The sequence below is a fragment of the Blautia sp. AM23-13AC genome, assembly GCF_003435675.1.
Taxonomy (GTDB): Bacteria; Bacillota; Clostridia; order Lachnospirales; family Lachnospiraceae; genus Fusicatenibacter; species Fusicatenibacter saccharivorans.
On record NZ_QTUL01000005.1, the window covers coordinates 148,622 to 173,961 of the forward strand.

Here is a 25,340-nt window from a genome sequence, read left to right on the forward strand (position 1 = left end):
CATCACAGCAGAAGCACATCAAATAAAGGAGATTTTGATAGATGAAAATAGTAGTATTAGCTGGAGGAACCAGCACGGAACGTTCGGTATCCATTACATCGGGAACTATGGTCTGCAAGGCACTCCGCGAGAAAAACCATCAGGCAGTTCTGGTAGACGTTTTCTGCGGTATCGATGTGAAGGGGAACCTGGAAGATGTATTTGCAGAGGAGGCGTACGATATAGACAAAGCAGCAGAATATATGCACAGCTTTGATGCAGGATTAAACGAAATGATCGAATCCCGCCGCAGATTTTTCGGACCGAACGTACTGGAACTCTGCGAGGCAGCGGATGTTGTTTTCCTTGCCCTGCATGGCGCAAACGGAGAGGACGGAAAGGTACAGGCTACGTTCGATCTGCTCGGCATTCCGTATACCGGAACGGGCTATTTAAGCAGCGCCCTCGCAATGGACAAATCCATCACAAAACAGTTCTTCCGTGCACACCATGTGCCGACCCCGAACGGCGTGACCCTGAAAAAAGGCCAGGAGAGCGAGCCTTTGTCCGGCTTTGGCCTGGAGCTTCCGGTTGTCGTAAAACCGTGCTGCGGCGGTTCCAGTGTCGGTGTCTATATTGCACACACGAACGAAGAATACTGGCAGGCTATGAAGGATGCTTTCTCCTACGAACCGGAGGTTGTCGTTGAGGAGTATATCGAGGGAAGAGAGTTCTCCGTTGGCGTGGTAGACGGAAAGGCTTACCCGATCATCGAGATTGCACCGATCGAAGGCTTCTATGATTACACGAACAAATACAAAGCCGGAGCTACTGTTGATACCTGCCCGGCCGTACTGACGGAGGAGCAGACGAAAGAAATGCAGAAGCACGCAGAGGACGGCGCTGCCGCTCTCGGTATCGAAAACTACTGCCGTCTCGACTTTATGATGCGCAAGGACGGAAGAATGTACTGCCTCGAGGCAAACACCCTTCCGGGCATGACCCCGACCAGCCTTCTGCCGCAGGAGGCACAGGTACTCGGCATTTCCTATCCGGAACTCTGCGAGCTGCTGATCCAGCTTTCTCTCAGAAAAAGAGGTAACAACGCATGAAAAATATGACACTTGCGCACATCACAGAGGTGTGCGGCGGAATCTACTTCGGACCGGAAGAAAAGAAAACAGCGGAAGTCACGGATATCGTGACGGACAGCCGGAAAGCGGGAGAGGGAAGTCTCTTCGTTGCAATTCCGGGTGAGCGTGTGGACGGCCATAAATTTATCCCGAACGTGGCTTCCCAGGGCGCACTTGCTGTCATTTCCGAGCAGAAACTTGAAACACCGCCATGCCCGTATATCCTCGTGAAGGATTCCATGGAGGCCATTAAAGCAATGGCAGAATACTATATGCAGCAGCTCAATATTCCGGTTGTCGGCATTACGGGAAGCGTTGGAAAGACCAGTACGAAAGAGACGATCGCGTCGGTGCTGGCGCAGAAATACCGTGTGCTGAAAACGGATGCGAACTTCAACAATGAGCTGGGCTTGTCGCTCACTGTTTTCCGTCTGCGTGAGGAAGATGAGATGGCGGTTCTCGAGATGGGAATCGACGATTTCGGCCAGATGCACCGTCTGGCGAAGATCGCACGCCCGGAGACCGCAGTCATTACGAATATCGGCTGGTGCCATCTGGAAAATCTGAAGACGCGAGACGGTATTTTACAGGCAAAAACCGAGATCTTTGATCATCTGCGTGAGAACGGGCACATTATCATCAATGGGGACGATGATAAGCTGTCTACTGTTGGAACGGTTCACGGCATCAAGCCGGTTCATTTCGGATTGGATGAAAAAAACGAATATTATGCCGATGAGATCGAGAGCCAGGGCTTCCGCGGCATTTCCTGCCGGATTCATACCCCGCATGGGAGCTTTTCTGCACTGATTCCGATTCCGGGACGCCATATGGTTTACAATGCGCTGGCCGGAACCGCAGTCGGATGCATGTACGGGCTGACGCTGGAGCAGATCAAACAGGGAATCGAGACACTGCAGTCGGTGAGCGGAAGATTCCACATCATCGAGACAGGAAAATACACCGTTGTCGATGACTGCTACAACGCAAACCCGGTTTCGATGAAGGCATCTCTCGATGTTCTGAAAGAGGCGAAGGGAAGAAAAGTGGCTGTACTCGGCGATATGGGCGAGCTTGGAACCGATGAGGCAGCACTTCACGCCGAAGTCGGCACACACGCCGGAACCTGCGGCATTGACGCCCTCTACTGTGCGGGACCGCTCTGCGAGCATCTTGCAAAAGCGGCAAAAGAGGCTGATTCGAAGCTTGAGGTACGCCACTTTGCAGACCGCGAGAGCCTGATGGCAGAACTGCCGAAGCTCTTACAGGACGGCGATCAGATTCTGGTAAAGGCATCGCATTTTATGGAATATGGAAAGATTGTGGAGATGCTTGAAACAGCACAGAAATTATGATAAAATTTTAAACTGGAAAGTACCCATGACAGGGTGGTAGCCTCCCGAGCTAATGAATACATAGGAAGGGAGGTGGCGTAAATGACAGCATACGAAATTATTATGGTTTTTCTGGGAATCTTAGCTTTACTGATTTCCTTCGGAGGCTTCATCATTGCGTTGCTTACCTTTCTCGATAAGAGAAATAAGCGAAAATAAAAATGCCTACCCCGTCGGCAAACGGGATAGGCGGTGTTCGTAAGAACATTTAACCCTTTTCTCGAGAGCATCCACTTTGGAGTGGGTGCTTTCTTTTTATATATTTATTATATCGCAGGGGTCTGGCATTTTCAAGCATTTTCTTTCAATTGTTCTAATAGAATGTTTTTCGTATAATTTCCAATCTCTTTTTTCTCTTCCTTCGTAAGCTCGCCCGGAATGATCGGCTTGCCGTACGTTACGGTAACGTGGGTACCGCGGATCTTCGGGAAATGTGCTTCCAGAATTTCTCTGGATCCGGAAATCGAAAGCGGAATGATCGGGCAGCCGGTTTTCGTTGCCATCTTGAATGAACCGTTGTGGAACTCGCCGAGCTCCAGCTCGCTCTCCGTCTTGCCGCGGGTACCCTCCGGGAAGATACAGATGGAAGTGCCGCTCTTGATCTCCTCACATCCGGAGAGAATCATCTGCAGACCCTGCTTGATGTCGGAACGGTCGAGAAACAGGCAGTGGATGAGTTCCATCCAGTTCTTTAACAGCGGAATGCGTGAAAGTTCTTTTTTGGCGACAAATCCGCAGGAACCCGGAACCGTTGTATAGGTTACAAGGATATCGAAATAGCTGCGGTGATTGCCGATGTATAGAACAGCCCGGTCCTTCGGAATATTTTCCTGACCTTTTACGGTGATCTTCGTGCCGGAAAAAAACAGAATTACGCGAAAAATCCAGCGGATCAGGGAGCGGCTTACCTTGTCACAGACCTCCGGCTTTTTCTTCCGGATCAGAAGCAGAACAAGAAGCACCGGGATCGACAGAATCAGATACAGAAAAGCGGTCAGAATGACCAGAATAAAACGAATCATGAATCTTTTTCTCCTCTTGGTAAAAATAGTGATATTCAATTATTGCGTACTTTTCAGTATACGTCATATATGGGGCGGGTTGCAATAACTTTCGTCTTTTTCGGAAAAAGATTTTGCGTCATAGAAGACTGTGGCCCGTCATACAATGGATAGAAAGAGCGGGAAGCGGCGTTTGGAATGATGAAGAAAAAGAGACGGGGAAGAGTTCTTCTGGCGGCGGTGATCCTGATGCTCCTGGCATCGTGCCGGATCACAGATGTGAGCGAGGGCGAGCGGAAAGAACTGTCGTATGCGATTGTAAAGCCGGGCGATTTTCCGCCGGAAATCGATCAGATTTTGCGTAAGAAAAAAGAATCCGCGTTCCAGATGGCGTACGAGAGCGGGGACGATCTCTACATACTGCGCGGCTACGGAAAGCAGAAAAGCGGAGGCTTTTCCATACAGATCGAAGAAGTATCGAAATCGGAAAACGCCGTTTTCGTGCGGACAAAACTCGTCGGACCTGCCGCAAAGGAGGAGCAGAAAGGCGCCGCCTCCTGCCCTTACGTCGTGCTGAAAACGAAAGCGGCGGCGGGAATCTCAGTCGTATTTGAGGATTAGAGTGGGAGGAGCCTTATGGATTTTGTAAAAAAGATTCTGCATCAGATCAGCAGAAAAAGCGAAGCGGTGTCACAGATTACGTTTGACGAGGACTACAATGTGCCGGACGCAAGGCCCGATGTGGGGCGGATGATTCAGAAAAAAGGCGAGGTGACGATCGGGGATGTGCAGATTTCGGAAGGAAAAGCGCGTGTATTCGGCGGCCTCACCTTTCATCTGCTGTACGTCTCCGACGGCGAACGGCGCCGGATCTGCCAGCTCTCCGGCGAGCTTCCGATCGACGAGACGATCCATCTCGATGGTCTGACAGGGGGCGACAAGGTCTGCATCACCTGGGAAGTGGAAGATCTGAACCTGCATCTCATCAACTCGCGGAAGCTGGGCGTGCGCGCGATCGTCACGCTGCACGCGTGGATCGAGGAACTGTGCGACCTTGCCGTGCCGATGGAAATCCGCGGGGAGAGCGACGTCGCGGTAAAAAGGCAGGAATACCGCGTGGTTGAGCTTGCAGTGCAGAAAAAAGATGTGCTGCGTGTCAAAAAGGAGCTTACGATTCCGTCCGGCAAGCCGGAATTGCACGAGATTCTCTGGCAGGATCTGGAAGTGCGCGGTCTCGATCTCCGCTCTGAGGAGGGGCGGGTCAGTGCGCAGGGAGAACTCTTTGTCTTCTGTCTGTACAGCGACGGCGAGGAGGATCACCCGCTGCAGTGGGTGGAGCAGGCGCTCCCGTTCCAGGCAGAAGTGGAATGCCAGGGCTGCATCTCCGAGATGATCCCGCGGATCGAAAGCACACTCGGCCAGACCACACTCGAAATCCAGCCCGATTCCGACGGCGAGGAGCGGGTCCTGCAGGCGGAGGCCGTACTCGAACTTGACATCTGTCTGTATCAGGAAGAAACCGTATCACTTCTGCAGGACGTTTACCATCCGCACCGAGAATGCATTCCAAAAGTGCAGGAGGAGACTTTGGAGAGCCTTCTGATCCGCAATTCCTCCAAATGCCGCCTGACCGACAAACTGCAGATGCGCGTGCCGAAAAATAAAATTCTGCAGATCTGCCACAGCAACGGCAAAATCAAGATCGACGAGGAAAGAATCGTAGAAAACGGCATCGAAGTAACCGGCGTGGTGGAGCTCAGGGCGCTCTATGTCGTGAGCGACGATGAAATGCCATTCTACGCCGCCGAAACCGCCCTCCCTTTCCGCCACACCATCGAAGTCCCGGGAATCGGACCGGACTGCCGCTACGAACTCCAGTCCTCCATTGACCAGCTCTCCACAACCATGCCGGACAGCAGCGACATCGAAGCCAAAGTCGTACTGAACCTGAACGCCCTCGTCTTCCGCCGTAGAAAAGAGATGGTAATGCAGTACGTCGAAGAAAAAGACCGAGATCCGGAAGAACTGCAGAGCCTCCCGGGCATCACCTGCTACTTCGTCAAGCCGGGGGATACCCTGTGGGATATCGCAAAGAAATTTTATACGACAACGGATAAGATCAGGGAATTAAATGAACTGAAAACCGAAACACTCACACCGATGCAGCAGTTATTAGTGGAGCGGGTATAGCGGAAAAGACAGCCTACTGCCTTAAGAATGGAGTTAATCCATCAGGCAGCAGGCTGTCTTTTTGCGAGTTCCATGCCGATCTGCATTGCAGAAAGAACAGGTACACTTTTGTGCCGGGAAGAAAAGCAGGAATTACAACCTTGCTTCTCAAAGAAATCAACAATAACGGAAAGAAACTGTCCTTTGTTTATGATGCTGTGGGAAATATTGTTACGATTTCCGAGAATGGTGTTCAGAAAGTAAAATATACGTATAATGCTTTGAGTGAACTGACCCGTGTGGATTCTGCATGGGAAAATAAGAGTATTACGTATACCTACGATGCCGGAATGAATATGACGTCCAGAAAAGAGTATTCCTATACAACGGGAACACTGGGCAATGCGGTAAAGACAGATCTGTTTACCTACCGTGCTTCAGGATGGAAAGATCAGCTTATTTCCTATAATGGCAGCAGCATTTCCTATGATGCGGTCGGCAACATTACAGCTTATCAGGGAAGAACACTGACCTGGTACAGAGGAAGCCTGCTGCAGAGTCTGACCTTAAACGGAAAGAAAGCAGTTTACCATTACGACAGCGAAGGACACAGAGTCCAGTGGAAAGACCTGAACGGAATCAGCCATAAGAACTACTGGTGCGGAAACAAACTGATGGGAACGAAGTATGGAGATGTACTGGTTCAGTTTGTTTACGGTGCGGATAAATCCCCGCTGATGCTGAAAAAGGGAGAAAAAGAGTATTATTACTTGTACAACAGCCAGAATGATGTCATAGGACTGATTGACAGCGATGGAAAACAGGTAGTAAACTATTCTTACGATGCATGGGGAAAACAGACTGGTCTGACCGATATCAGCGGAGAAAATATCGGAAAGCTCAACCCGTTCCGCTATCGTGCTTACTGCTATGATGACGATACCAAGCTCTATGTCACCGCCAGCCGCTATTACGATCCGGAACTGTGCAGATTCCTTTGTGCAGACAACTTTGATGTTGTAAAAGCGGAAATGTTCAGCATAAACGGCAAGAATCTGTATGTGTATTGTTGCAACAATCCGGTGAATGCGGTGGATGAGGACGGCAGCTTTGGGATTTGGATTCTGAAGTTTGAACCAACCACTCCATGGAAGTTAGTGCGGGAAGTAGCCATAGGGATGCTTGTATATGCAGTACAGTGCGGACTGGAAAATGAGAAAGTAACTTTAGAAGGACTTGTAGAAGCGGCCATAGAAAGTGCAGTTGGTTGTGTTTTGGGAGGAGGCGGAGCAATTATTTTTTCAATTGTGACGAATGGTGCGAAAGGGTTTTATTCAGAGTATCAGGAATCGGGAAATATAACAAGAGCGATGGGTGCAGGCGTTTACGATGCTATAATGACAGTGTTCGAACTTAAAACATATAATGTGTGTGTGAAAAATGACGCTATTGAGGATGCATTGAGTGCTTTTACAGATCTTTTTCAGTCTCCATTATTGAGCTATCCAAAAAGCGATGTTTTGGATGGAATGTTTGGAAAACCCAAGAAACAGGCAAATAAAAATGGATCAACACTTAAGAAAAACAGCAACATCAACTTTAGTACAAAAAAAGTTGGGGGGAAAAAGAAGAACTGGCAGAGTAATAAGCCTGCAATTTCCAGAAAAATGCAAAATATAGGACTTCCAGCGCTTAGATAGAAAAGTTTTAAGATGCCTTTGCGCGAAGAAAAATAGTTTTGTACAAAGGCAAAGCGTAAGAAATAACGAGGAGAAGATTGTATGAAAGTAGTATGGGGAAAATTTGGTATCGGCGTAGACCTGATTGTGTGTGCTATTAGTAGTTATTGGTGGGTGAGCCTGTGGGTAAATGAAAAAGATGCGTTCCACGCCTATTCATTAAAAACAAGTATCATAGTGTTTCTAGGAATAATGTTCTTTTTAAGCATAGCAGCTTATGGAACTGTGACATTTCTACTAAAACGAATTTATATTTATGAATGGGGAATAATGTTATCTTTTTGGGGCTATGAAAAAAAGATAGAATGGGAAGATTTTACTGTGATACAAAGATACAATGATCATTTTTTCTTCAACATATCGAAACAGAAAGATGACAGTTTGTTCTGGTGTACCTATCACCCATTTACCAGTATCATGATATTCGACAAGTTCCGCGGACCGGGCTGGGGAATTATACCGCTCAGTGCTGACGAATTTGGTGAACTCCTCACTTCATACGGTGTCAAGTATACAGAAAGTAAATAACATACAAAAAGAGTGGAAGTGGCCGTAAGATCCACGAATTACCAGCCACTTCCCTTTTTATATGCAAATTTAGAAAAAGAAAGAAGGAAATGCCAATGAAATCAATTTATCGCACGATCATTGCCGCAGCAGGCAGCTTCCTTGCGGCGCAGTTTGGAGGCTGGGATGCGGCGCTGGAAACGCTGGTCTGCTTCATGGCAATTGACTGGATCACAGGAGGTGTTCTGCTTCCTGTTGTTTTTAAAAAGAGTCCGAAATCTGAAAACGGAACGTTGGAGAGCCGTGCGGGATGGAAAGGGCTTTGCAGAAAAGGGATGATGCTGTTCTTTGTGCTGGTCGCGGAAAAACTGGATCAGCTCACACAGACGAATTACCTGCGGGATGCCGTCTGCATTGGATTTATTTTAAATGAAGCGGTTTCCATCCTGGAAAATGCAGGGCTGATGGGTGTGAAAATCCCTGAGGTTCTGCGGTCAAGGATTGATGTGCTGAGAAAGGAGGAGCAGAGTAAATGAGGGTTGACAGAAGCTATTGTAGCAACCAGAATACATGGTCGGAAAATCATCCGCAGTGTATTGTGGTACACAATACAGACAATTTTGCCGCCGGAGCCGATGCCCGCGCGCATGCAAGAGCGCAGTACCAGGGAAATTTTCAGATTATGTCGGCGCATTATTACGTAGATGACGGGGAGATCGCTTATCAGGCTGCGCCGCACAGCAGAGGATGCTGGCATGTCGGGAGAAATTATGGAAGTAAAAATCTATTCGGCAGATATGGAAACCGGAACAGCATCGCGGTTGAGATGTGCGTGCAGAAAGGATATGATTACGAAACCGCATTTTTACATACGGTGGAGCTGGTGAAAAACCTGATGAACGAGACGGGGATTCCATCAGATGCAGTTTACCGGCATTACGACATCTGCAGCAAAAACTGCCCGTCCCAGATTCAGAAGCGGGGAGACTGGGAGCGGTTCCAGCGTCTGATTCGGGAAACAGAAGACGGCAGTGAGAAAAGTGAATACAATCCCGGCATCTACCGTGTAACAGACCCGGCGCTCAACATCCGCACAGGTCCCGGAGTAGAATACCCGGTGGTGGGAGTCATCAAAGACCAGGGAAGCTATACGATCACAGAAATCAGAAACAAAAGCTGGGGCAGACTGCTGTCGGGAGCGGGATGGATCAACTGCCATAAAGCATATTGTTTTTACGGGGGAAGAGTATAAAATCCCATCTTTGCAAAACGATGTCATCGGACGGATTGACAGCGATGGAAAGCAGGGAGTAAACTATTCTTACGATGCAGGGGGAGAACTGGTAAATACCATGGATACAAGTGGTGCGAATATTGCACAGTCGAAAGAAATAACGAGGAGAAAATTGTATGAAAGTAATATGGGGAAAATTTGGTACAGGTGTAGATTTGATTCTGTGTGTTATTATTAATTACTATGTGGTGAGTATATGGGTAAATGGAAAAGATGAGTTCCATGCATATTCATTAAAAACAAGTATTATATTTCTAATAGAGGTAATGCTCGTTTTAAATATGGGGAAAACAGACCGGTCTGACCGATACCAGCGGAGAAAATATCGGAAAGCTCAATCCATTCCGCTATCGTGCTTACTGCTACGATGACGACACCAAGCTCTATGTCACCGCCAGCCGCTATTACGATCTGGAATTGTGCAGATTCCTTTGCGCAGACAACTTTGATGTTGTAAAAGCGGAAATGTTCAAAAAGTTAAATTAGTAGGTGGCAAATATGAAGGCAGGATATCGTAAATTTTATAAATATTTTAGTATATTGGTATTTATGGGCTGCGGATACCTTATGCTGAATTTTTGGGAAGAGGGAAAAGGTCAAATTAGTTCTTATAACATGCAAGATAAAGCACTTATGATATTGTGGTTTATGATTTATACTTTTGGTACGGCTGCTGGAATTATAAATACTTTAACCAGTATTTACATTTATGAATGGGGAATGCAGATCTCATTTTTGAAATATAAGAAAAAAATCGAATGGGAAGAATTTTCTGTTATACGAAGATATCATAATCATTTTTTCTTCAATATGTCAAAACAAAAAGATGCAGGTCCGTATTGGGCAATGTTTCATCCCTTTACCAGTTTTGTAATATTCGATAATTCGCGAAATCGTTCTGTTCATACCATGCCGCTTAACGCCGACGAATTTTGTGACCTCCTCACTTCATACGGTGTCAAGTATAAGGAAAATAAAGCATGAGAAGAGTGGAAGTGATCGGATTTCTGTTGTTTTTACGGGGAAAAGAGAGTAGTATAATACATGTATAATTACAGCTTTGGAGGAAAAACAGTTGCTTGACTGGATCAATGTTTTTAAAGTAAACCGGAAAATTAAATCCCGTCTCTGGCCGTGGATTAAGATTATTTTGAGTATTGTTCTTTTCTTTGAGGTATTTTACGGAGATATCTATGTTCACATTTTGGATAAAACAAAGACGGGGCGAATCGTGGAAGCACTGATTCTGGTTGTGTTTTCGTTTCTGGACTATCTGATCTGCTTTATTTCTGTAGCCGAAATGGACTGCCTGAAGGACAGGCGGTATGCGGCGGCGAAAGAGAGCGGTGAATTTTATACGGTTTCTGAAATAGAAAGTTCCCTGTTCAACTATGTGCCGCGTACCTATACAATTTATTACCGGAGAGGAAGCAGAAGACTTACTTTCGGCGTGCGCACAAGAACGACAGGAAATCCGCTGGAAATGGGCGGCAGGGAATATTTCATAGGACCGACAGGAAAGCGGGAGCAGATGGTGAAAGACCTTGATGCGCTGATGAAAGAAGTAAAAAAATATGCAAGATTTGACAAAGCCCTGGTACAGGCAGTAAACGGAGAACCGGTAAGTGATGATGTTGGTTCTCCGTTTACTTTTTCGCATGAATTGACAGGGAGAACATAATGGAAATAAAAGTATCCAGGGCAATAAGGATATTTTATAGCATTTCATCAGCAATAAGTTTTTGGTTTTTGATATATTTGTATGTGTCACAAAAACAAGAAGCTGTGAAATCTTTGATTAATATAATCTTGATTTATTGCGGGATTCAAATTTTTTTAACAGCATTAATGGCAATTTTTCAAAAGGTTCAAGTTGAGGAAAAAGGCTGTACTTTTTTCAGCCCATGTTATAAAAAATTTGTAGAATGGGAAGAAATGGAACAGAAAAGTGTTGGCGTAAGTGAAAATGCAGAGATAGATTCGCTGTTGCTTGGAATCTACGCAAATGAATATGGAGACATAATGACAAGACTTCATCAATTTACCTTTTGGTTTATTGTCATAAGTGATTTTGAGGTTAAGCACTATAATGGCGGAGATTATTGGGGAGAGCTTGCCGTCAGAAGAGATGAACTTTTTGAAGTAATCAAAAAATACCAGATCGAGTTGAAAAAAATAAAGTAAGAGAAGGGGAATCACAGGCAATGAAAATAAAGAGTTTTCTGCCGTCCAAAATAATGGCATGTATGATGTGCTTTATGTTTTATGTGACAGGAGTATATTTGTTTGTTGAGTTAAAACCTGAAAAATATGAAGCACTCATTTACGTATGTTTTCTCTATGGGGTGATATGTCTCGGATTAACCGTGGTATTCTATAATCTTCGGAGAGTATATTTTTATCGTGAAAAGTGTGTTCTTCATTTTGGAAAATATTCAAAAACAATTCGGTGGGATGAGTTTGAAGTAAAGCGAATCATTCAGTTTGAAAATGGTACATGGCATGAAATTTGTTTCTCTTTATATCCGGGGATAAACGAGCAGATTACGAATTATTTTCATCCGTTTACGCTTGTTATGATATCGCTGGAAAACGATTTCTATCGAGCTGACGGATTGTTTATGAAAAGTGAAGATATTGTTTCTGTTCTGGAAGATTATGGAATTAAATTTACAGAGAGAAAATAAGGAAGAGGGTAAACAGTGAACGGAGAACCGGTAAAGAGATGATATCGGTTCTCCGCTTTTTTTCTGTCATTTTTCCAGAAACTGATGCGTCCAGGAAAAATTGATTGGGGTCAGGTACTGATTGCCTTGATTTCGTGCCATAATGTTTTCTCCTGTTCTCGTATTGATTATGATTATATCAAAATCCTTGAGAATGTGGTGTCAACTTTTATGATACAACATCAGGAATCGTTATGATGGATTGGTTTGTCACAATTGATGCAATGAAAAGACCAGATGGAAAATACGGAACAGCTTCAGCGGCAGGATGCATAAAAGCTGGAAATGATCTGATTATGCCAGAACTTCGTGCAGATGTGGAAGATATTCTGTGCGCATTGGAAAATAAAGATCATGCATACCCGATTACCAGAGAAAATCTGCTGATATGTGCATCGAGAGTGCTGAAAATGATTAAAAATATGAAAATGTCGGTATAAATGAGAAGATCCGGAAGTCATGGCAAAGATTCATAAGAATCTTGGAGAGTCGGACTTGCAAATATAGCATATCAGAATGAAAAATAATAAAATTATGTAAATTCATGTTAGGTTTTCAGCGGAGTGTTACGATAAACACTCCGCCTTTTTTGGTAAACAAAGCAATATTTTTTTCAAAAATCTCTGGACATATCACCAAAATACTTAGGTAAATATGAGAAGATGGAAATTTAGCAGGAAACAGGGGTGTTCCACAGTTGACATAAAATATGAGCAATCTGACTTTCAGATGGAGAACAATGCTGTTCTAACCATTTGGCAATAATAGTAAAGGTACTGACTTGAATATACGAGGTCATTAACGCTGTCAAACTTGGATTTTTGCGTGCTTCAGATGGTACGCTGTAAGTAGAAAGATAGTTAAAATCTAAAAAATGATAGATAAAAGATACATTAACATTTCCACTTAAAAGAACAGTAACAAGGTGAGTATTTTGTTTGTATAGCAGACATAGTTCTAAGGCATATTGATACATATCGGAAACAGGTGACATAAGTGCTTCTTCCTGTTTCTTGAAGTTGTTAATGATTTCGAGTAACAGATCATCAATGCAGTTAAAATGATAATAAAAGGTATTTCGATTAATGTCTGCTTTGTCACATAATTTTTTTACAGTAATATGGTTCAGCGGCGTAGTGACTAAAAGATCAAGCAAAGTTTCGTATAAAAGTTTCTTCGTTTTGACGATTCGTCTGTCATGATACGATTCCATAAAGCATCCCATCCTTCTTTTAAACACAATGAAACAATCTGTTCGATATTCTACAACTTGGAGAATATTAACCATTGTGTATTACAACAGGTACAATATAATAAAAGCGTAAAAAACACAATATGTCAAGGCCTGGCATGAAAAAATGGAGGATTGAAATGGAACAGAAGAGGGTAGAAAAACTTTCGTGGAAACTAAAATTATTTTGGCCTTTATTTGGAATTTCCACTAGTGTAGCGGGGGTTGTAACTGGGTATATCAGCTATTATGCATCAGATTACATGGGAATTAGTGTGGCTTTAGTAGGAACGCTGATTATGATATCTAAAATTTTTGATGGATTTACAGATGTTATGGCAGGATATTTGATTGACCGGACGCATACGAAGTATGGAAAAGGAAGACCTTATGATTTTTCTCTAATTGGCTATTGGTTGAGCATTATAGCGTTATATTGTGCACCAAGAATGAGCGTGGTTCTTTCGGCAGCGTATTTGTTTATTATGTATACGTTAATTAATTCGGTATTTGCCACTTTAATGAACTGCGGTGGAGCCGTCTATATGGCAAATGCTCTGGATGATCCACGACAGAGTGTATCACTGATCTCGATAACCAGTACGCTTGGAACATTGTGTACAATGGTGGCATCAATTATTTTGCCACAAATGCTGGATAAACTCGGAAATACATCAGCAGCATGGAAAACAATTGCACTTTCCTTTGGAATTCCTATGATGATTCTGGGAATGCTTCGTTTTTTTATGGTAAAGGAAAAAAGAAATAGTGATGTTAAAAATGAACGAATTGGATTTAAAGAAATGTTACAGGTGTTGGCAAAAAACAAATATATTTTATTAGTAGCCTTGATTAATTGCTGGTGTAGCATTGGATGCAATTTAAATATTAATACATCAACATACTATTGCGTTTATATTATGAAAAATATTGGTCTGCAATCTATTCTTTCTTTATCCATGGTATCTGTAATATTAATTGTAATCTTAATGCCGTTTTTGTCAAAAAAATTCGGAACCGTGAATGTCATGAGAGTATGCAGTTTATTTGGCGCATTCGGATATATATTACGACTGTTTGATTTGAATAGCGTGCCGTTATTAGTTGCAAGCAGCTTTATCAGTATGGTGGGATTTTATACGTTTTTCTCATTCTCTTCGGCAATGGTTATAGACTGTATGGACTATGGAGAATGGAAAACAGGAAAAAGAAGCGAAGGCACCGTTGCAGCGACACAGAGTGTATGCAGTAAAGTAGGTGCAGCGATTGGTGTGGGACTTTGTGGTTTTCTAATGGGGATGGCTGGATACAATGGTAATCTTGATGTTCAGACAGCGGGAACTAATGCTATGATTATAGCATTGTCATCGTGGATTCCTGCAGCTTTTTGCATTGTGGAATTTATTATGCTTAAATTTTATAAGCTGGAAGAGAACTTGCCGCAGATTCGATTAGAACTGAATGACAGGAGGAATATAAAATGATAGATTTAGGACAAGTAATAAAAATAGCAGAGAAACAGTCAGATGATAAGAAATGTATCGTAACCCTTCAAAAAAATGAACATTATTTCATAAAGAAAACTATTTATATTTGTAGGAATATGCAAATTGAAGGAAATGGTGCTGTTATACAAAATGAGACGGATTTGGGATTGCTGATTGCATCGTCAGATGTTAAAATTAGTAATTTGAAAATATGCGGGGGAGGTATATCTATCCGAATTGATAACAGAGGAAAGACGATAAAAAATATTGTGGTTCAAAATTGCGAAATGAAAGATTATGCTTTTAGCGGACTTGTGATTGGAGCAAGTGAAGGAAACGGCATGACCCAGAATATTCTTGTAAAAGACTGTGTAATTTGGACAGAACCTTTGAAAAAGGAAGATGGAACAGACTGTGTCGTGGCATTGGATGTATTACTTACAGCAGGATTTTCGGATAAGAAGAATCTTGAAAATACATTGTTGAAGGATGTTATGATTGATCATTGCAGCATTAAAGGACATTCCATCTGCAATATTATGTCTGTTCCGGGACTTTCTGCGAATCCTGACAGTACTCCGGTTTTTAAGAATTGCAGAATAGAAGATATAAGCGTTACAAATTCAAAGTTGATTGGATCAGATGACACGGTGATTGCAGCGCAGGCAAACTATATAAATAATGAGTCCTGCTATTGTCAGAATTTTATAGTGTGTAATAATGAAATTGAATTTGGACTGACAGGATTATCTGCATCTGCAGGGTCGCCCATGACAGGAAAGGTAGAAAAGATATTTTTCAGAGAGATAAAGTTTATAAATAACAAGATGCATGGAAGAAAAAATGTAGGAGAAACCAGAACTGCAATAGGAATAGGAGCCGGAGGCATCAATTATAAACCAACAAGCTGCAATAAAAGTGGTATTGAAAATGTGGAAATAAAAGGAAACACGATCATAGAATGTGAAAGGGGAATTACAGTGTCTGCCGGATATTCGATGATTGATGCAGATGCACCATCGGAATTACGGGAAAATTATGTGAGGAATATTATTATAAAAAGCAACTATTTAAAAGATGTGCAAAATTGCTTTATGTTTTATGCGGCTTGGATAGAAGGAAGAAGATTTGACTGGAATTGGGGAGTGCATCACACAACGCAGACATGGCTTCCACCTGTTGAAAACCATCAAAATAAAACGGTGGTTGTTAAAGGAAATTATATAGAAAATTTAATATGTGAGGAAAATTCCTGCGACGGATTCAGTTACCTGCTCTGCGCTGCAGCGGTTATGGCAAGGGGACATGGATTGGTAACGGAAAATAAAATAAAGAAAAACTTTGTTTTCAGAAAAAATAAACATTGCAATGGTGAAGAACACGTAGCGATTCGTGATGTGATTTTGGAAGACTGGGTAACAGATGGCGGAAATAACACATTAGAGCAGAGCAATATTCAGATATAGAAAAATCACACCTCAAAAAAGATGCATATTCTATGTTCGAAATAAAAAATAGGAGAAATCCCTATGAAAAGAAAATGGCTGGCAAAAGCAGGGTTCTGGCAGCCCCCATGGATAGTGTCAATCATTTTCCAACTTTTTTCGAGGAGGTGTAAAATAAAGTGTGTAAGTTAAGAAAAAATTCAAGACTTACGCACTTTGTTTGTTTTACAGAGCGTGTTAAGATAACAGGAAAGGACAAGAAAAGGATGAACATACTCACTAAAAATCGTTCTTTTTTCGTTCGATTATAGTAGACAATGTGCTGTATGAGTAGCAGCACTAAATCAGGGTTTGTTGCAGTAAAGAATATTTTTCTTTATTTTAGCATGGGCGGAAACGTGGAACAATATGATTTGCAAAGATAGAACAAAAAAGGAACAACCACCAGACTAGACTATCCCTATCACGTTCTAATCTGATCCATCTATGTATAACATGCTTTTTTCGATTCTCAAATAATCAATTTTAAGTTTTCACACAGAAATCCGTATTGTCAAAGCGGATATTCGCAATCCGCTTCGCTACTTGCTTGATTTGGTTAAATTTATGTTTTTATGATCCCAAATCCAAGGTGTTGGATCTCGGAGTAAGTTCTGTATTTTTCACATGTCATCGGACTGTTTGACAGCGATGGAAAGCAGGGAGTAAATTATTCTTATGATATATGATGAATACCATGGATACCAGTGGTGCGAATATTGCACAGTCGAAAGAAATAGCGAGGAGAAAATTATATGAAAGTAGTAGGGGGAAAATTTGCTACCGGCGAGATCTGATAGTGTGTGCTATTAGTGATTATTACGTGGCGAGTTTGTGGGTAAATGGAAAAGATGAAATTCAATCAAACTCATTAAAAACAAATATTATATTACTAATAGAGATAATGTTGCTATTAAGCATAGCAGCTTATGGAACCGTGACATTTTTACTAAAACAAATTTACATTTATGAATGGGGAATAAAGCTATCTTTTTTGGAATATGAAAAAAAGATAGAATGGGAAGATTTCACTGTGATACAAAGATACGGTGATCATTTTTTCTTCAATATATCGAAACAGAAAGATGGGAGTTTATTCTGGTGTACGTATCATCCATTTACCAGCATCATGTTATTTGATAAGTTTCGCGGACTGGGCAGCAGAATCATTCCGCTCAGTGCCGACGAATTTTGTGATCTCCTCACTTCATACGGTGTCAAGTATACGGAAAGTAAATAAAGTATGAGAAGAGTGGAAATGGCAGTAAGATCCTATGAATTACCAGCCACTTCCCTTTTTATACGCAAATTTGGAAAAAGAAAGAAGGAAATGTTTTAGAATTACAGTTCGTTGATACCAGTGAACTATAACAGAAAGTGTTCTGCTTCCCTGTTGTTTTTACGGAGAAAAGAGTGTAAAATAAATACAAACATCATTACATTGGTGGAGGATAAACAGTTGCTTGAATGGATTAATGTCTTTAAAGTGAACCGGAAAATTAAATCCCGTCTCTGGCCGTGGATTAAGATTATTTTGAGTATTGTTCTTTTCTTTGAGGTATTTTACGGAGATATCTATGTTCACATTTTGGATAAAACAAAGACGGGGCGAATCGTGGAAGCACTGATTCTGGTTGTGTTTTCGTTTCTGGACTATCTGATCTGCTTTATTTCTGTAGCCGAAATGGACTGCCTGAAGGACAGGCGGTATGCGGCGGCGAAGGAGAGCGGTGAATTTTATACGGTTTCTGAAATAGAAAGTTCCCTGTTTAACTATGTGCCGCGTACCTATACGATTTATTACCGACGGGGAAGCAGAAGACTTACCTTCGGCGTACGGACAAGAACGACAGGAAATCTGCTGGAAATGGGCAGCAGAGAATATTTCATAGGACCGACAGGAAAGCGCGAGCAGATTGTGAAAGACCTCGATACGCTGATGAAAGAAGTAAAAAAATACGCAAGATTTGACAAAGTCCTGGTACAGGCAATCAATGGAGAACCGGTAAAGAAATGATGCCGGTTCTTCTTGCTTTTACGTAAAAATGCAGGTAAGATAAAAACAGCATGAGTGTAATACACATGCGTGAAAAATCATCAACAGAGAAGGTATGAAAATGGAGGAAACAAAAGATGAATTATCTGAAGGAACGGGATGGTGACCTGTTCTCCAATGCGGATCTGAAACGGCTGATTGTGCCGCTTCTGATTGAACAGCTTCTTGCCATCGCAGTCGGCATGGCGGATTCAATTATGGTATCCAGTGTCGGCGAGGCGGCGGTGTCGAGTGTGTCGCTGATTGATACAATCTTTATTCTGCTGATCAACATGTTCACCGCGATTGCAACCGGCGGAGCCGTCGTGTGCGGCCAGTATATCGGAAAGAAGCGGCCACACAAAGCATGTGAGGCAGCTGACCAGCTTCTGCTGGTGACAACGGCGCTGTCAGTTGTGATCATGGCGGCGGTCTATCTTTTAAAGCCGTTTATTCTGCATGTTGTGTTTGGAAACATTACGGCAGAGGTAGAAAGAAACTGCAATATTTATCTGATGATCGTAGCGGCCTCCATTCCGTTTCTGGCGGTTTACAACGGCTGTGCGGCCATTTTCCGTGCGCAGGGTGATTCGAAAACGCCGATGAAAATATCCATCGTCATGAACCTGATCAATATTTCGGGAAATGCGCTTCTGGTCTATGCGCTGAAATTCGGCGTGGACGGCGTTGCGATTCCGACGCTGCTTTCACGTATGTACGCGGCTGCGGCAGCATTTGTTCTCGTACATAATAAGCGGTATCCAGTGCGGTGCTCTTATCCGGTGAAATTAAAACCGGATTTCCATATGCTGAAAAAAATCCTTGGCATCGGCATTCCGAACGGCCTCGAGAACAGTATGTTCCAGCTCGGCAAAATTATGGTCTTAAGTATGATCACACAGTTCGGAACAGCGTCGATCGCGGCAAATGCCGTGTCCAACACGATTGCTGTCTTCCAGACACTGCCCGGTATGGCGATCGGAAATGCAGTGCTGACCGTAAGCGCACAGTGCGCGGGAGCGGGAGACTATGAGCAGGTAAAATACTATGCGAAAAAGCTGCACATCATCATTTATGGCATGATGATCGTCTGCTGTCTCGGTGTCATCGCGGCACTTCCGGCGGTGCTTCACGTTTACAGTCTGTCTGCGGAGGCAACAGCCATGACGGAAGATATCATCGTTTACCACGGCATCTGCTGTATGATAATCTGGCCAATTGCCTTCAATCTGCCGAATGTACTCCGCGCGTCCAATGATGTGGCATTTTGCATGATTCTCTCGATTCTTTCCATGTGGATCTGCAGAATCGGCATGAGCTATGTGCTCGGTGTGCGTATGGGATTCGGCGTCTTCGGTGTCTGGGTCGCCATGACGATGGACTGGGTTGTTCGTGCCATTTTCTTTGTCCTTCGCTATCGAAGCGGGAAGTGGCAGCATCAGACGTGATGAAAAATACGGAATGTTTTGGGGAGAGAGAAAGAAAAAACGATACATCTGGAGGAAGTTATTATTATGAAAAACGCAAAGAAACTGATTCCCGGAGCGGCGATTGCGCTGGTGATTGCCGCTGCGGCGAAATTCCTGGAAAGCCTGGAGGAGAGCGCCGGCCTGCACTTTATCGGGGCGTCGGTCATCGCCATGTTTATCGGTATGATTGTGAATGCCTTTTACAAGCCGAACAGCGTGACAGCGCCTGGAATTAAATTTACATCAAAGAAGATCCTGAAATTTGCGATTATTCTGCTCGGGGCGAGCCTGAATATCCGCACGGTGCTGACGGTCGGAAGATTTTCCCTGACGGTTATGGTATTTACCCTGGCAACGTGCTTTGGCCTCGGCGCACTGATCGGAAAAGCACTTGGACTGAACTGGAAGACGAGCAGCCTCATCAACGCCGGCACGGGTATCTGCGGCGGTTCCGCGATCGCGGCAATCGCGCCGGTCATCGAGGCGACCGATATGGACATTGCCTATGGCCTCTCCGCAACGTTTTTATTTGATACGGTCATGATCGTCGTATTCCCGATCCTCGGCCACTGGATGGGTCTTTCAGATGCCGCGTTTGGCCTCTGGGCCGGAACTGCGGTCAACGACACATCAAGCGTCGTTGCCACCGGTTACGCATTCAGCGAGGCCGCCGGTGATTTCGCAACCATGGTAAAACTGACACGGACCCTCGCCATCATTCCGGCTGTTCTGGCATTCGCCGCTATCAACGTACATCTGAAACGGAAGGCGCAGGCATCAGAAGGAACCGCCGTAAAGGTAAGCATCAAATCCATTTTTCCATGGTTTATCTTAGGTTTTCTCGCCATGTCAGCACTGACCTCCTTAGGTCTTATCCCGGCAGGCACAGCAGCCGCATTAAAAACCATCAGCAAATTTCTGATGGTGGCCGCCCTTGCGGCCATCGGCCTGAACACCGATTTCAAATCCCTCTGCCGCTCCGGCGCAAAGCCGATGCTGCACGGATTCATCATTTCGCTGCTGGTAGTCCTGGTAGCGATTGCAGTCGAATTTGCGATCGGCATTGCGCCGCATGGGGTACTGTAAAGAAACAGAGAATTAAAAATCCAGGCATCCGTATAGGATGCCTGGATTTTTTAAATCAAAACGGGTTTGTCGTTTCCTTCAAAAACGTTTTCAAAACCTGCAGCACCCCGTTCTCCCAGTACGGCGGGCAGGTGTGTTTTGCTGAGGCGATGACTTCCGCTCGGGCGTTGGAGACGGCGTAGCTTTCGCCGGCGTTCTGAAGCATCTCGATGTCGTTTAGGTTGTCGCCGAAGCAGCAGACTTCGTCTGGGGTAAGGCCAAAGTAGTTCATCAGAAATGAGAGACCGGTCCATTTGCTGACGCCGCGGGCGTTGCAGTCCAACCATTCCTTACCGGCGACAGCGAGTTTTGCCTGATGATTCCACGCCGGGATGAAATTTGGGGAGCAAAGCTCTTCACAGGAGGTTGGATGGTAGATTGTGAATTTGATAATGTCCTCGTTTTCTACCTTCGATAGATCCGGTACTTCGCGGACATCGAAGCCGTAGGAGTCGCGGAGCCAGTGAAACATGCGGCTTCCGGCATCTTCGGCGAGGCAGTAGTCCGGGGTGGCGGCAAAGCAGTCGCAGGACGGAAGTTCGTCGTGTACCATGCGGCACATGGATTTCCAGAGTGCCGTTTCCATCGGATATGTTTTCAGAATCTTTTCCGGTGTGCGCACGACAGTTCCGCCATCGGAGATGTAGAGCAGGCGGTCCTTGATCGGAGCGAAAAGCTTCTGTTCACTGGAAAACTGGCGGCCGGAACAGACAACAAAATGGATGCCCTGGTCGACAAGCCTGGAAACAACAGTCATATATTCCGGGTCGATCAGAAGTGTGCCGTCTTTGACGAGCGTTCCATCGACATCGGTTGCGATCAACTTTATCATAATAGAAAATCTCCTTATCTTGTCACAGAAAAAATTCAAACTATAGCAAGACCAGAAAATAACGCAAAAAAGGCAGTGCTGCAGGGCGCGAATTACAAGGAACGGATTTGAAGGCGTACCGGGGTACGACGAAAATCCGTGACGCAGTAATTCACGTTCTGCAGTGCTGAATTTTTTGCATTATTTTCTGGGATTGCTATAAACATGATTATATCGTGAATTGCTTCGGGGTGCAAGCCGGAACCGGAGGAACGCAAAACTCCACGTTGACGAAACGCAGAAATAAGGCGTAAAATAAAGAAAAATATATATCCACAGGGGGATTTTTATTATGGCATTTATTCAGGTAAGCTTCATGTCAAAAACTTTAATGCGCACCGTACCGCTGCAGGTTATTCTGCCGGTCGACAAATTTACCTTTGGGCAGCCGGAGCGCGAGGAAAAACCGTTTAAAACGCTGTATTTGCTGCATGGCATTTTTGGGAATGAGACAGACTGGGTTCATGGAACCAGAATCCAAAGATGGGCAGAGGAGAAAAACCTTGCCGTTGTCATGCCGGCCGGCGAGAATGCGTTTTATGTGGATCAGCCGTCCATCGGTGCCATGCACGGACAGTTTATCGGAGAAGAACTGGTTGAGATTACAAGAAAAATGTTTCCGCTGTCCAGAAAAAGAGAAGACACCTTTATCGGAGGCCTTTCCATGGGTGGTTTTGGCGCACTCAGAAATGGCCTGAAATATCACGATACCTTCGGGGCTGTGATCTGCCTGTCCGGTGCACTTCATGTGCTGGAAAATCCGGAAGAGAGCAGAGCGGACAGCTTTGCACATGAAGAAGGTTATTTCGGAAATCTGGTCGAAGCAGCAAAGAGTGACAAAAACCCGGCTGTTCTTATCGAGCAGTTAAAGGAAGCACGGAAAAAAGATCCGTCTGTCAATGTGCCGACCGTATTCCAGGCGTGCGGAACAGAGGACGGACTTCTGGAAGTAAACCGTCTCTACCATAAACGGATGGAAGAGAGCGGCATGGACATTGTCTACTATGAGAGTAAGGGTGGCCATGAATGGGATTTCTGGGATGAGTGGATCAAAAAGGCACTGGACTGGCTGCCACTTGAGGAAAAGACGGAAGGCCTGAACAGCGGGAACGTAAATGTTTAAAGGAAAAAGGGAGACAGGCAATGCCAGAAACGAGAAATGACGAATTGTACCGTGCGTTAAAACACAACGGTTACCCGGACGACTTCTGCCGGGAAATTGCATACCGCCAGATGAACACGGACTTTACCGCCACGCGGATGCTCGGCTATCTCTACCGCGTCACAAGCCCGCGCGCCGGGGACGTTGTCGATGAGATGCTGGCTATCCTGAGTGACCGCAAAGCATGGATTGAGAAAAAACAGTCTGAGGAAGCCCAGGCGGCGATCAGCAGAGTGTACCGGGAAGGCCTGTAACCTGGGCGGGCGTTTATGCAGAAAAAGCAGAAGGAACGGGCTTGCATTCTTTTCCGGTTTCTGCTACAATCAGTGCAGTGAAAAAGCGACGAAAAGAAACAGTAGCGACAGAGCGCATTCAGAGAGAAAGCGGCAGGTGAAAGCTTTTTGCAGAATCTATCGTGAACCGGTCTTGGAGCTGTGCACCGAAGAGAAGAAAATCCATCAGGAAAAATTTATTTCGTAGGCTGCACCGGGATCTCCCGTTACAGAGAAGGTACAGAGAGCAGAGATCACGCGTATTACAAAATACAAAAATCGTGGGGTACAAATGCTTTGTGTCAGAGTGCAGGAGTTTTCCTGAATTTAGGTGGTACCGCGGATAAAAAAATTCGCCCTAAACTGCAGCTTGCGGTTTAGGGCTTTTTTCTGTTTGAAAACGAAGCATCTAACTCGTTACTTCAGTGATGAGTTAGATGCGTAAAATGTTGACTAAAAGCTTAAAATCGGACAGGCTGGAATGTTCTCGCGTCTGGAAGACTTCAGATGTTGAAAACCCAAAGAATAAGGAGGAAATCAGAAAATGAAACTTGAAAAATTAGTAGGAGAGCGCTTCAAAGAAAGACCTGCTGACTGTGTCATCGACAGCCATGCTATTATGGTAAAAGGCGGATACATCAAATATATGGCAAACGGAATCTATTCTTCCTATCTGCCGCTGCGCCGCATTGTGCGCAAAATCGAGCAGATCCTGCGCGAGGAGATGGACAAAATCGACGGCCAGGAAGTGCAGTTCCCGGTTGTCATGCCGGCTTCTCTGTGGGATGAGTCCGGCCGTTACGATAGCATCGGCGATGAACTGCTGCGTTTCACCGACCGCAACAATGCCAAAATGGTACTCGGCATGACCCACGAGGAGGCAGCCGTACACCTTGTACGCGAGTATGCACAGAGCTACACCAAATATCCGTTTATGATCTATCAGATCCAGACAAAATTCCGTGATGAGGCCCGTCCGAGAGCCGGACTGATCCGTGTGCGTGAGTTTACGATGAAGGATGCTTACTCCTTCCATACCAGCCAGGAAGATCTGGAGCAGTATTACGAGAAATGCCACGCAGCATACGAGCGCATCTTCGAGCGTGTCGGCGTGCCGGAGGTGGTATCTGTCAAATCCGATTCCGGTATGATGGGCGGAAATATCTCCCACGAGTTCATGCTTCTGACTCCGGTCGGAGAGGATTCCATCGTTCTGTGTGATTCCTGCGATTACAGAGCCAACATGGAAGCAGCTGAGAACATTTCCGACATCGCAAGAGACGCAGAATCCGCTGCACTCGAAAAGGTTTATACACCGAACGTCCACACCATTGAAGACGTCTGCAATTTCTTCGGAGACGAGACAAAGAACTCCTGCAAAGCCGTTGTGTATCAGCAGAATGTTGATGATAAATACGTTGTCCTTTTCATCCGCGGTGATCTCGAAGTCAACGAGACGAAGCTGGTCAACTTCCTCGGCGAGCAGGTTCACGCAGCCGTGATCACCGAAGAATGCGGACTGAACGCAGGCTATATCGGACCGGTGAACCTGAAGGTGAACGGAGATGCCGTTGTTCTCTATGATAAATCCCTCGAGGGAAGAAACAACCTTTCCTGCGGAGCCAACGAGGCAGAGCATCATTACAAAGGACTCGACATGGAGCGCGACGTTCCGAATGCCGAGTATCACGATTTTGCAAAAATCCAGGAGGGCGGCATCTGCCCGAAATGCGGCAAAAAGACCGTGAAGATCTCCAGAGGTATCGAGGTCGGAAACATTTTCCAGCTTGGAACCAAATATACAAAATCCATGAATATGACCTATGTCGATGCAAACGGCGAGAGCAAGACCCCGATCATGGGATGCTACGGTATCGGTGTCGGCCGTCTGGCAGCATCGGTCTGCGAGGCACATCACGATGAGTACGGCCCGATCTGGCCGAAAGCTATCGCTCCGTGGCAGGTACACCTCTGTGCGGTCCGCGTCGATGACGAGGAAGTCAGAGCATATGCGGACAAGCTGTACGAGGATCTGCAGAACGCAGGCATCGAAGTGATCTACGACGACAGAAGCGTCAGAGCCGGCGTAATGTTTGCCGATGCCGACCTGCTCGGTATTCCGCTTCGCATCATCGTAAGCCCGAAAAATATGAAACAGGGCGTTGTCGAGGTTGCATCCCGCGATAAGACTCTGAAAACACAGATTCCGCTGGAAAATGTGATGGAAGAGATTAAACAGTATCTGTAATGATTCAGAACCAT

At 44.8% G+C, this 25,340-nt stretch carries 26 protein-coding genes and 1 other annotated feature; of the genes, 23 read left to right on the top strand and 3 right to left on the bottom strand.

Features of this window, described 5'->3' with window-relative positions; translation table 11 throughout:
• The first annotated feature begins 41 nt into the window (after window positions 1-41).
• The 3 genes from DW642_RS08090 to DW642_RS16240 all read left to right on the top strand — a co-directional run bounded on the left by DW642_RS08090 (window position 42) and on the right by DW642_RS16240 (window position 2,665).
• Entirely contained in the window at window positions 42-1,091 is a 1,050-nt protein-coding gene (locus DW642_RS08090) for a D-alanine--D-alanine ligase family protein (protein ID WP_055228033.1), read from the top strand.
• Window positions 1,088-2,467: a UDP-N-acetylmuramoyl-tripeptide--D-alanyl-D-alanine ligase gene (locus DW642_RS08095; RefSeq protein WP_117509842.1), complete on the top strand. Its 1,380-nt coding sequence runs from the start codon at window positions 1,088-1,090 to the stop codon at window positions 2,465-2,467. Before DW642_RS08090 ends, DW642_RS08095 begins: the two co-directional genes overlap by 4 nt.
• A gap of 81 nt (window positions 2,468-2,548) precedes the next feature.
• Window positions 2,549-2,665: a putative holin-like toxin gene (locus tag DW642_RS16240; RefSeq protein ID WP_226906323.1), complete on the top strand. Its 117-nt coding sequence runs from the start codon at window positions 2,549-2,551 to the stop codon at window positions 2,663-2,665.
• Between the two features lie 131 nt (window positions 2,666-2,796).
• Here the strand turns inward: DW642_RS16240 and DW642_RS08100 are convergent, their stop codons facing one another.
• Window positions 2,797-3,528, bottom strand: coding sequence for a lysophospholipid acyltransferase family protein (locus DW642_RS08100; RefSeq protein ID WP_055228029.1), 732 nt, complete (start codon window positions 3,526-3,528; stop codon window positions 2,797-2,799).
• A gap of 177 nt (window positions 3,529-3,705) precedes the next feature.
• On the opposite strand from DW642_RS08100, the gene DW642_RS08105 reads away from it, so the two are divergent.
• The 11 genes from DW642_RS08105 (at window position 3,706) to DW642_RS08160 (ending at window position 12,382) form a co-directional block, all read left to right on the top strand.
• Entirely contained in the window at window positions 3,706-4,128 is a 423-nt protein-coding gene (locus tag DW642_RS08105) for a protease complex subunit PrcB family protein (protein ID WP_117509843.1), read from the top strand.
• A gap of 15 nt (window positions 4,129-4,143) precedes the next feature.
• The gene (locus tag DW642_RS08110) at window positions 4,144-5,697 is read left to right on the top strand and encodes a DUF3794 and LysM peptidoglycan-binding domain-containing protein (RefSeq protein ID WP_117509844.1); all 1,554 of its coding nucleotides are present in this window, start codon (window positions 4,144-4,146) and stop codon (window positions 5,695-5,697) included.
• A 110-nt stretch (window positions 5,698-5,807) separates the two neighbouring features.
• Window positions 5,808-7,376: an RHS repeat domain-containing protein gene (locus DW642_RS08115; protein WP_117509845.1), complete on the top strand. Its 1,569-nt coding sequence runs from the start codon at window positions 5,808-5,810 to the stop codon at window positions 7,374-7,376.
• An 81-nt stretch (window positions 7,377-7,457) separates the two neighbouring features.
• The gene (locus tag DW642_RS08120) at window positions 7,458-7,943 is read left to right on the top strand and encodes a hypothetical protein (protein ID WP_117509846.1); all 486 of its coding nucleotides are present in this window, start codon (window positions 7,458-7,460) and stop codon (window positions 7,941-7,943) included.
• A gap of 95 nt (window positions 7,944-8,038) precedes the next feature.
• Complete coding sequence (locus DW642_RS08125; RefSeq protein WP_117509847.1) at window positions 8,039-8,458, top strand: phage holin family protein; 420 nt, start codon at window positions 8,039-8,041, stop codon at window positions 8,456-8,458.
• Window positions 8,455-9,174 carry an N-acetylmuramoyl-L-alanine amidase gene (locus DW642_RS08130; RefSeq protein WP_055219951.1) on the top strand — a complete coding sequence of 240 codons (720 nt, stop codon included), beginning with the start codon at window positions 8,455-8,457 and terminating at the stop codon, window positions 9,172-9,174. The genes DW642_RS08125 and DW642_RS08130 overlap by 4 nt, the downstream gene beginning before the upstream one ends.
• Window positions 9,175-9,714: 540 nt before the next feature.
• A complete protein-coding gene (locus tag DW642_RS08140; protein ID WP_117509848.1) occupies window positions 9,715-10,200 on the top strand; it encodes a hypothetical protein in 486 nt (161 codons plus the stop codon).
• 91 nt (window positions 10,201-10,291) lie between these two features.
• Window positions 10,292-10,897, top strand: coding sequence for a hypothetical protein (locus tag DW642_RS08145; RefSeq protein WP_117509849.1), 606 nt, complete (start codon window positions 10,292-10,294; stop codon window positions 10,895-10,897).
• Window positions 10,897-11,400: a hypothetical protein gene (locus DW642_RS08150; protein WP_117509850.1), complete on the top strand. Its 504-nt coding sequence runs from the start codon at window positions 10,897-10,899 to the stop codon at window positions 11,398-11,400. Before DW642_RS08145 ends, DW642_RS08150 begins: the two co-directional genes overlap by 1 nt.
• A 20-nt stretch (window positions 11,401-11,420) precedes the next feature.
• Window positions 11,421-11,903: a hypothetical protein gene (locus DW642_RS08155; RefSeq protein ID WP_117509851.1), complete on the top strand. Its 483-nt coding sequence runs from the start codon at window positions 11,421-11,423 to the stop codon at window positions 11,901-11,903.
• A 233-nt stretch (window positions 11,904-12,136) separates the two neighbouring features.
• Window positions 12,137-12,382: a hypothetical protein gene (locus DW642_RS08160; protein ID WP_147326108.1), complete on the top strand. Its 246-nt coding sequence runs from the start codon at window positions 12,137-12,139 to the stop codon at window positions 12,380-12,382.
• Window positions 12,383-12,612: 230 nt separating this feature from the next.
• On the opposite strand, the gene DW642_RS08165 is transcribed toward DW642_RS08160, so the two are convergent.
• The gene (locus tag DW642_RS08165; RefSeq protein WP_117509853.1) at window positions 12,613-13,155 is read right to left on the bottom strand and encodes a TetR/AcrR family transcriptional regulator; all 543 of its coding nucleotides are present in this window, start codon (window positions 13,153-13,155) and stop codon (window positions 12,613-12,615) included.
• A gap of 158 nt (window positions 13,156-13,313) precedes the next feature.
• Here DW642_RS08165 and DW642_RS08170 point away from each other — a divergent pair, with 158 nt between their 5' ends.
• The 6 genes from DW642_RS08170 to DW642_RS08195 all read left to right on the top strand — a co-directional run bounded on the left by DW642_RS08170 (window position 13,314) and on the right by DW642_RS08195 (window position 20,734).
• Entirely contained in the window at window positions 13,314-14,657 is a 1,344-nt protein-coding gene (locus DW642_RS08170) for an MFS transporter (protein ID WP_158554997.1), read from the top strand.
• The gene (locus DW642_RS08175) at window positions 14,654-16,126 is read left to right on the top strand and encodes a hypothetical protein (RefSeq protein WP_117509855.1); all 1,473 of its coding nucleotides are present in this window, start codon (window positions 14,654-14,656) and stop codon (window positions 16,124-16,126) included. The genes DW642_RS08170 and DW642_RS08175 overlap by 4 nt, the downstream gene beginning before the upstream one ends.
• A gap of 715 nt (window positions 16,127-16,841) precedes the next feature.
• The gene (locus DW642_RS08180) at window positions 16,842-17,384 is read left to right on the top strand and encodes a hypothetical protein (RefSeq protein ID WP_147326109.1); all 543 of its coding nucleotides are present in this window, start codon (window positions 16,842-16,844) and stop codon (window positions 17,382-17,384) included.
• 219 nt (window positions 17,385-17,603) lie between these two features.
• A complete protein-coding gene (locus tag DW642_RS08185) occupies window positions 17,604-18,161 on the top strand; it encodes a hypothetical protein (protein WP_117509857.1) in 558 nt (185 codons plus the stop codon).
• Window positions 18,162-18,277: 116 nt separating this feature from the next.
• On the top strand, window positions 18,278-19,627 hold the full coding sequence (locus DW642_RS08190; protein ID WP_117509858.1) for an MATE family efflux transporter: 1,350 nt from the start codon (window positions 18,278-18,280) through the stop codon (window positions 19,625-19,627).
• Window positions 19,628-19,693: 66 nt separating this feature from the next.
• Window positions 19,694-20,734 (top strand): YeiH family protein, encoded by a 1,041-nt coding sequence (locus DW642_RS08195; RefSeq protein ID WP_117509859.1) that lies wholly within the window; start codon window positions 19,694-19,696, stop codon window positions 20,732-20,734.
• Between the two features lie 55 nt (window positions 20,735-20,789).
• Here DW642_RS08195 and DW642_RS08200 read toward each other — a convergent pair whose 3' ends face one another.
• Entirely contained in the window at window positions 20,790-21,605 is an 816-nt protein-coding gene (locus tag DW642_RS08200; RefSeq protein WP_117509860.1) for a Cof-type HAD-IIB family hydrolase, read from the bottom strand.
• A gap of 331 nt (window positions 21,606-21,936) precedes the next feature.
• On the opposite strand from DW642_RS08200, the gene DW642_RS08205 reads away from it, so the two are divergent.
• The 3 genes from DW642_RS08205 (at window position 21,937) to DW642_RS08215 (ending at window position 25,326) form a co-directional block, all read left to right on the top strand.
• On the top strand, window positions 21,937-22,767 hold the full coding sequence (locus DW642_RS08205) for an alpha/beta hydrolase (protein ID WP_055219937.1): 831 nt from the start codon (window positions 21,937-21,939) through the stop codon (window positions 22,765-22,767).
• Window positions 22,768-22,787: 20 nt separating this feature from the next.
• Window positions 22,788-23,060 carry a hypothetical protein gene (locus DW642_RS08210; RefSeq protein ID WP_117509861.1) on the top strand — a complete coding sequence of 91 codons (273 nt, stop codon included), beginning with the start codon at window positions 22,788-22,790 and terminating at the stop codon, window positions 23,058-23,060.
• A gap of 79 nt (window positions 23,061-23,139) precedes the next feature.
• Window positions 23,140-23,442, top strand: a binding site (T-box leader).
• Window positions 23,443-23,622: 180 nt separating this feature from the next.
• Window positions 23,623-25,326 (top strand): proline--tRNA ligase, encoded by a 1,704-nt coding sequence (locus DW642_RS08215; RefSeq protein WP_022462387.1) that lies wholly within the window; start codon window positions 23,623-23,625, stop codon window positions 25,324-25,326.
• The last annotated feature ends 14 nt before the right edge of the window (window positions 25,327-25,340 follow it).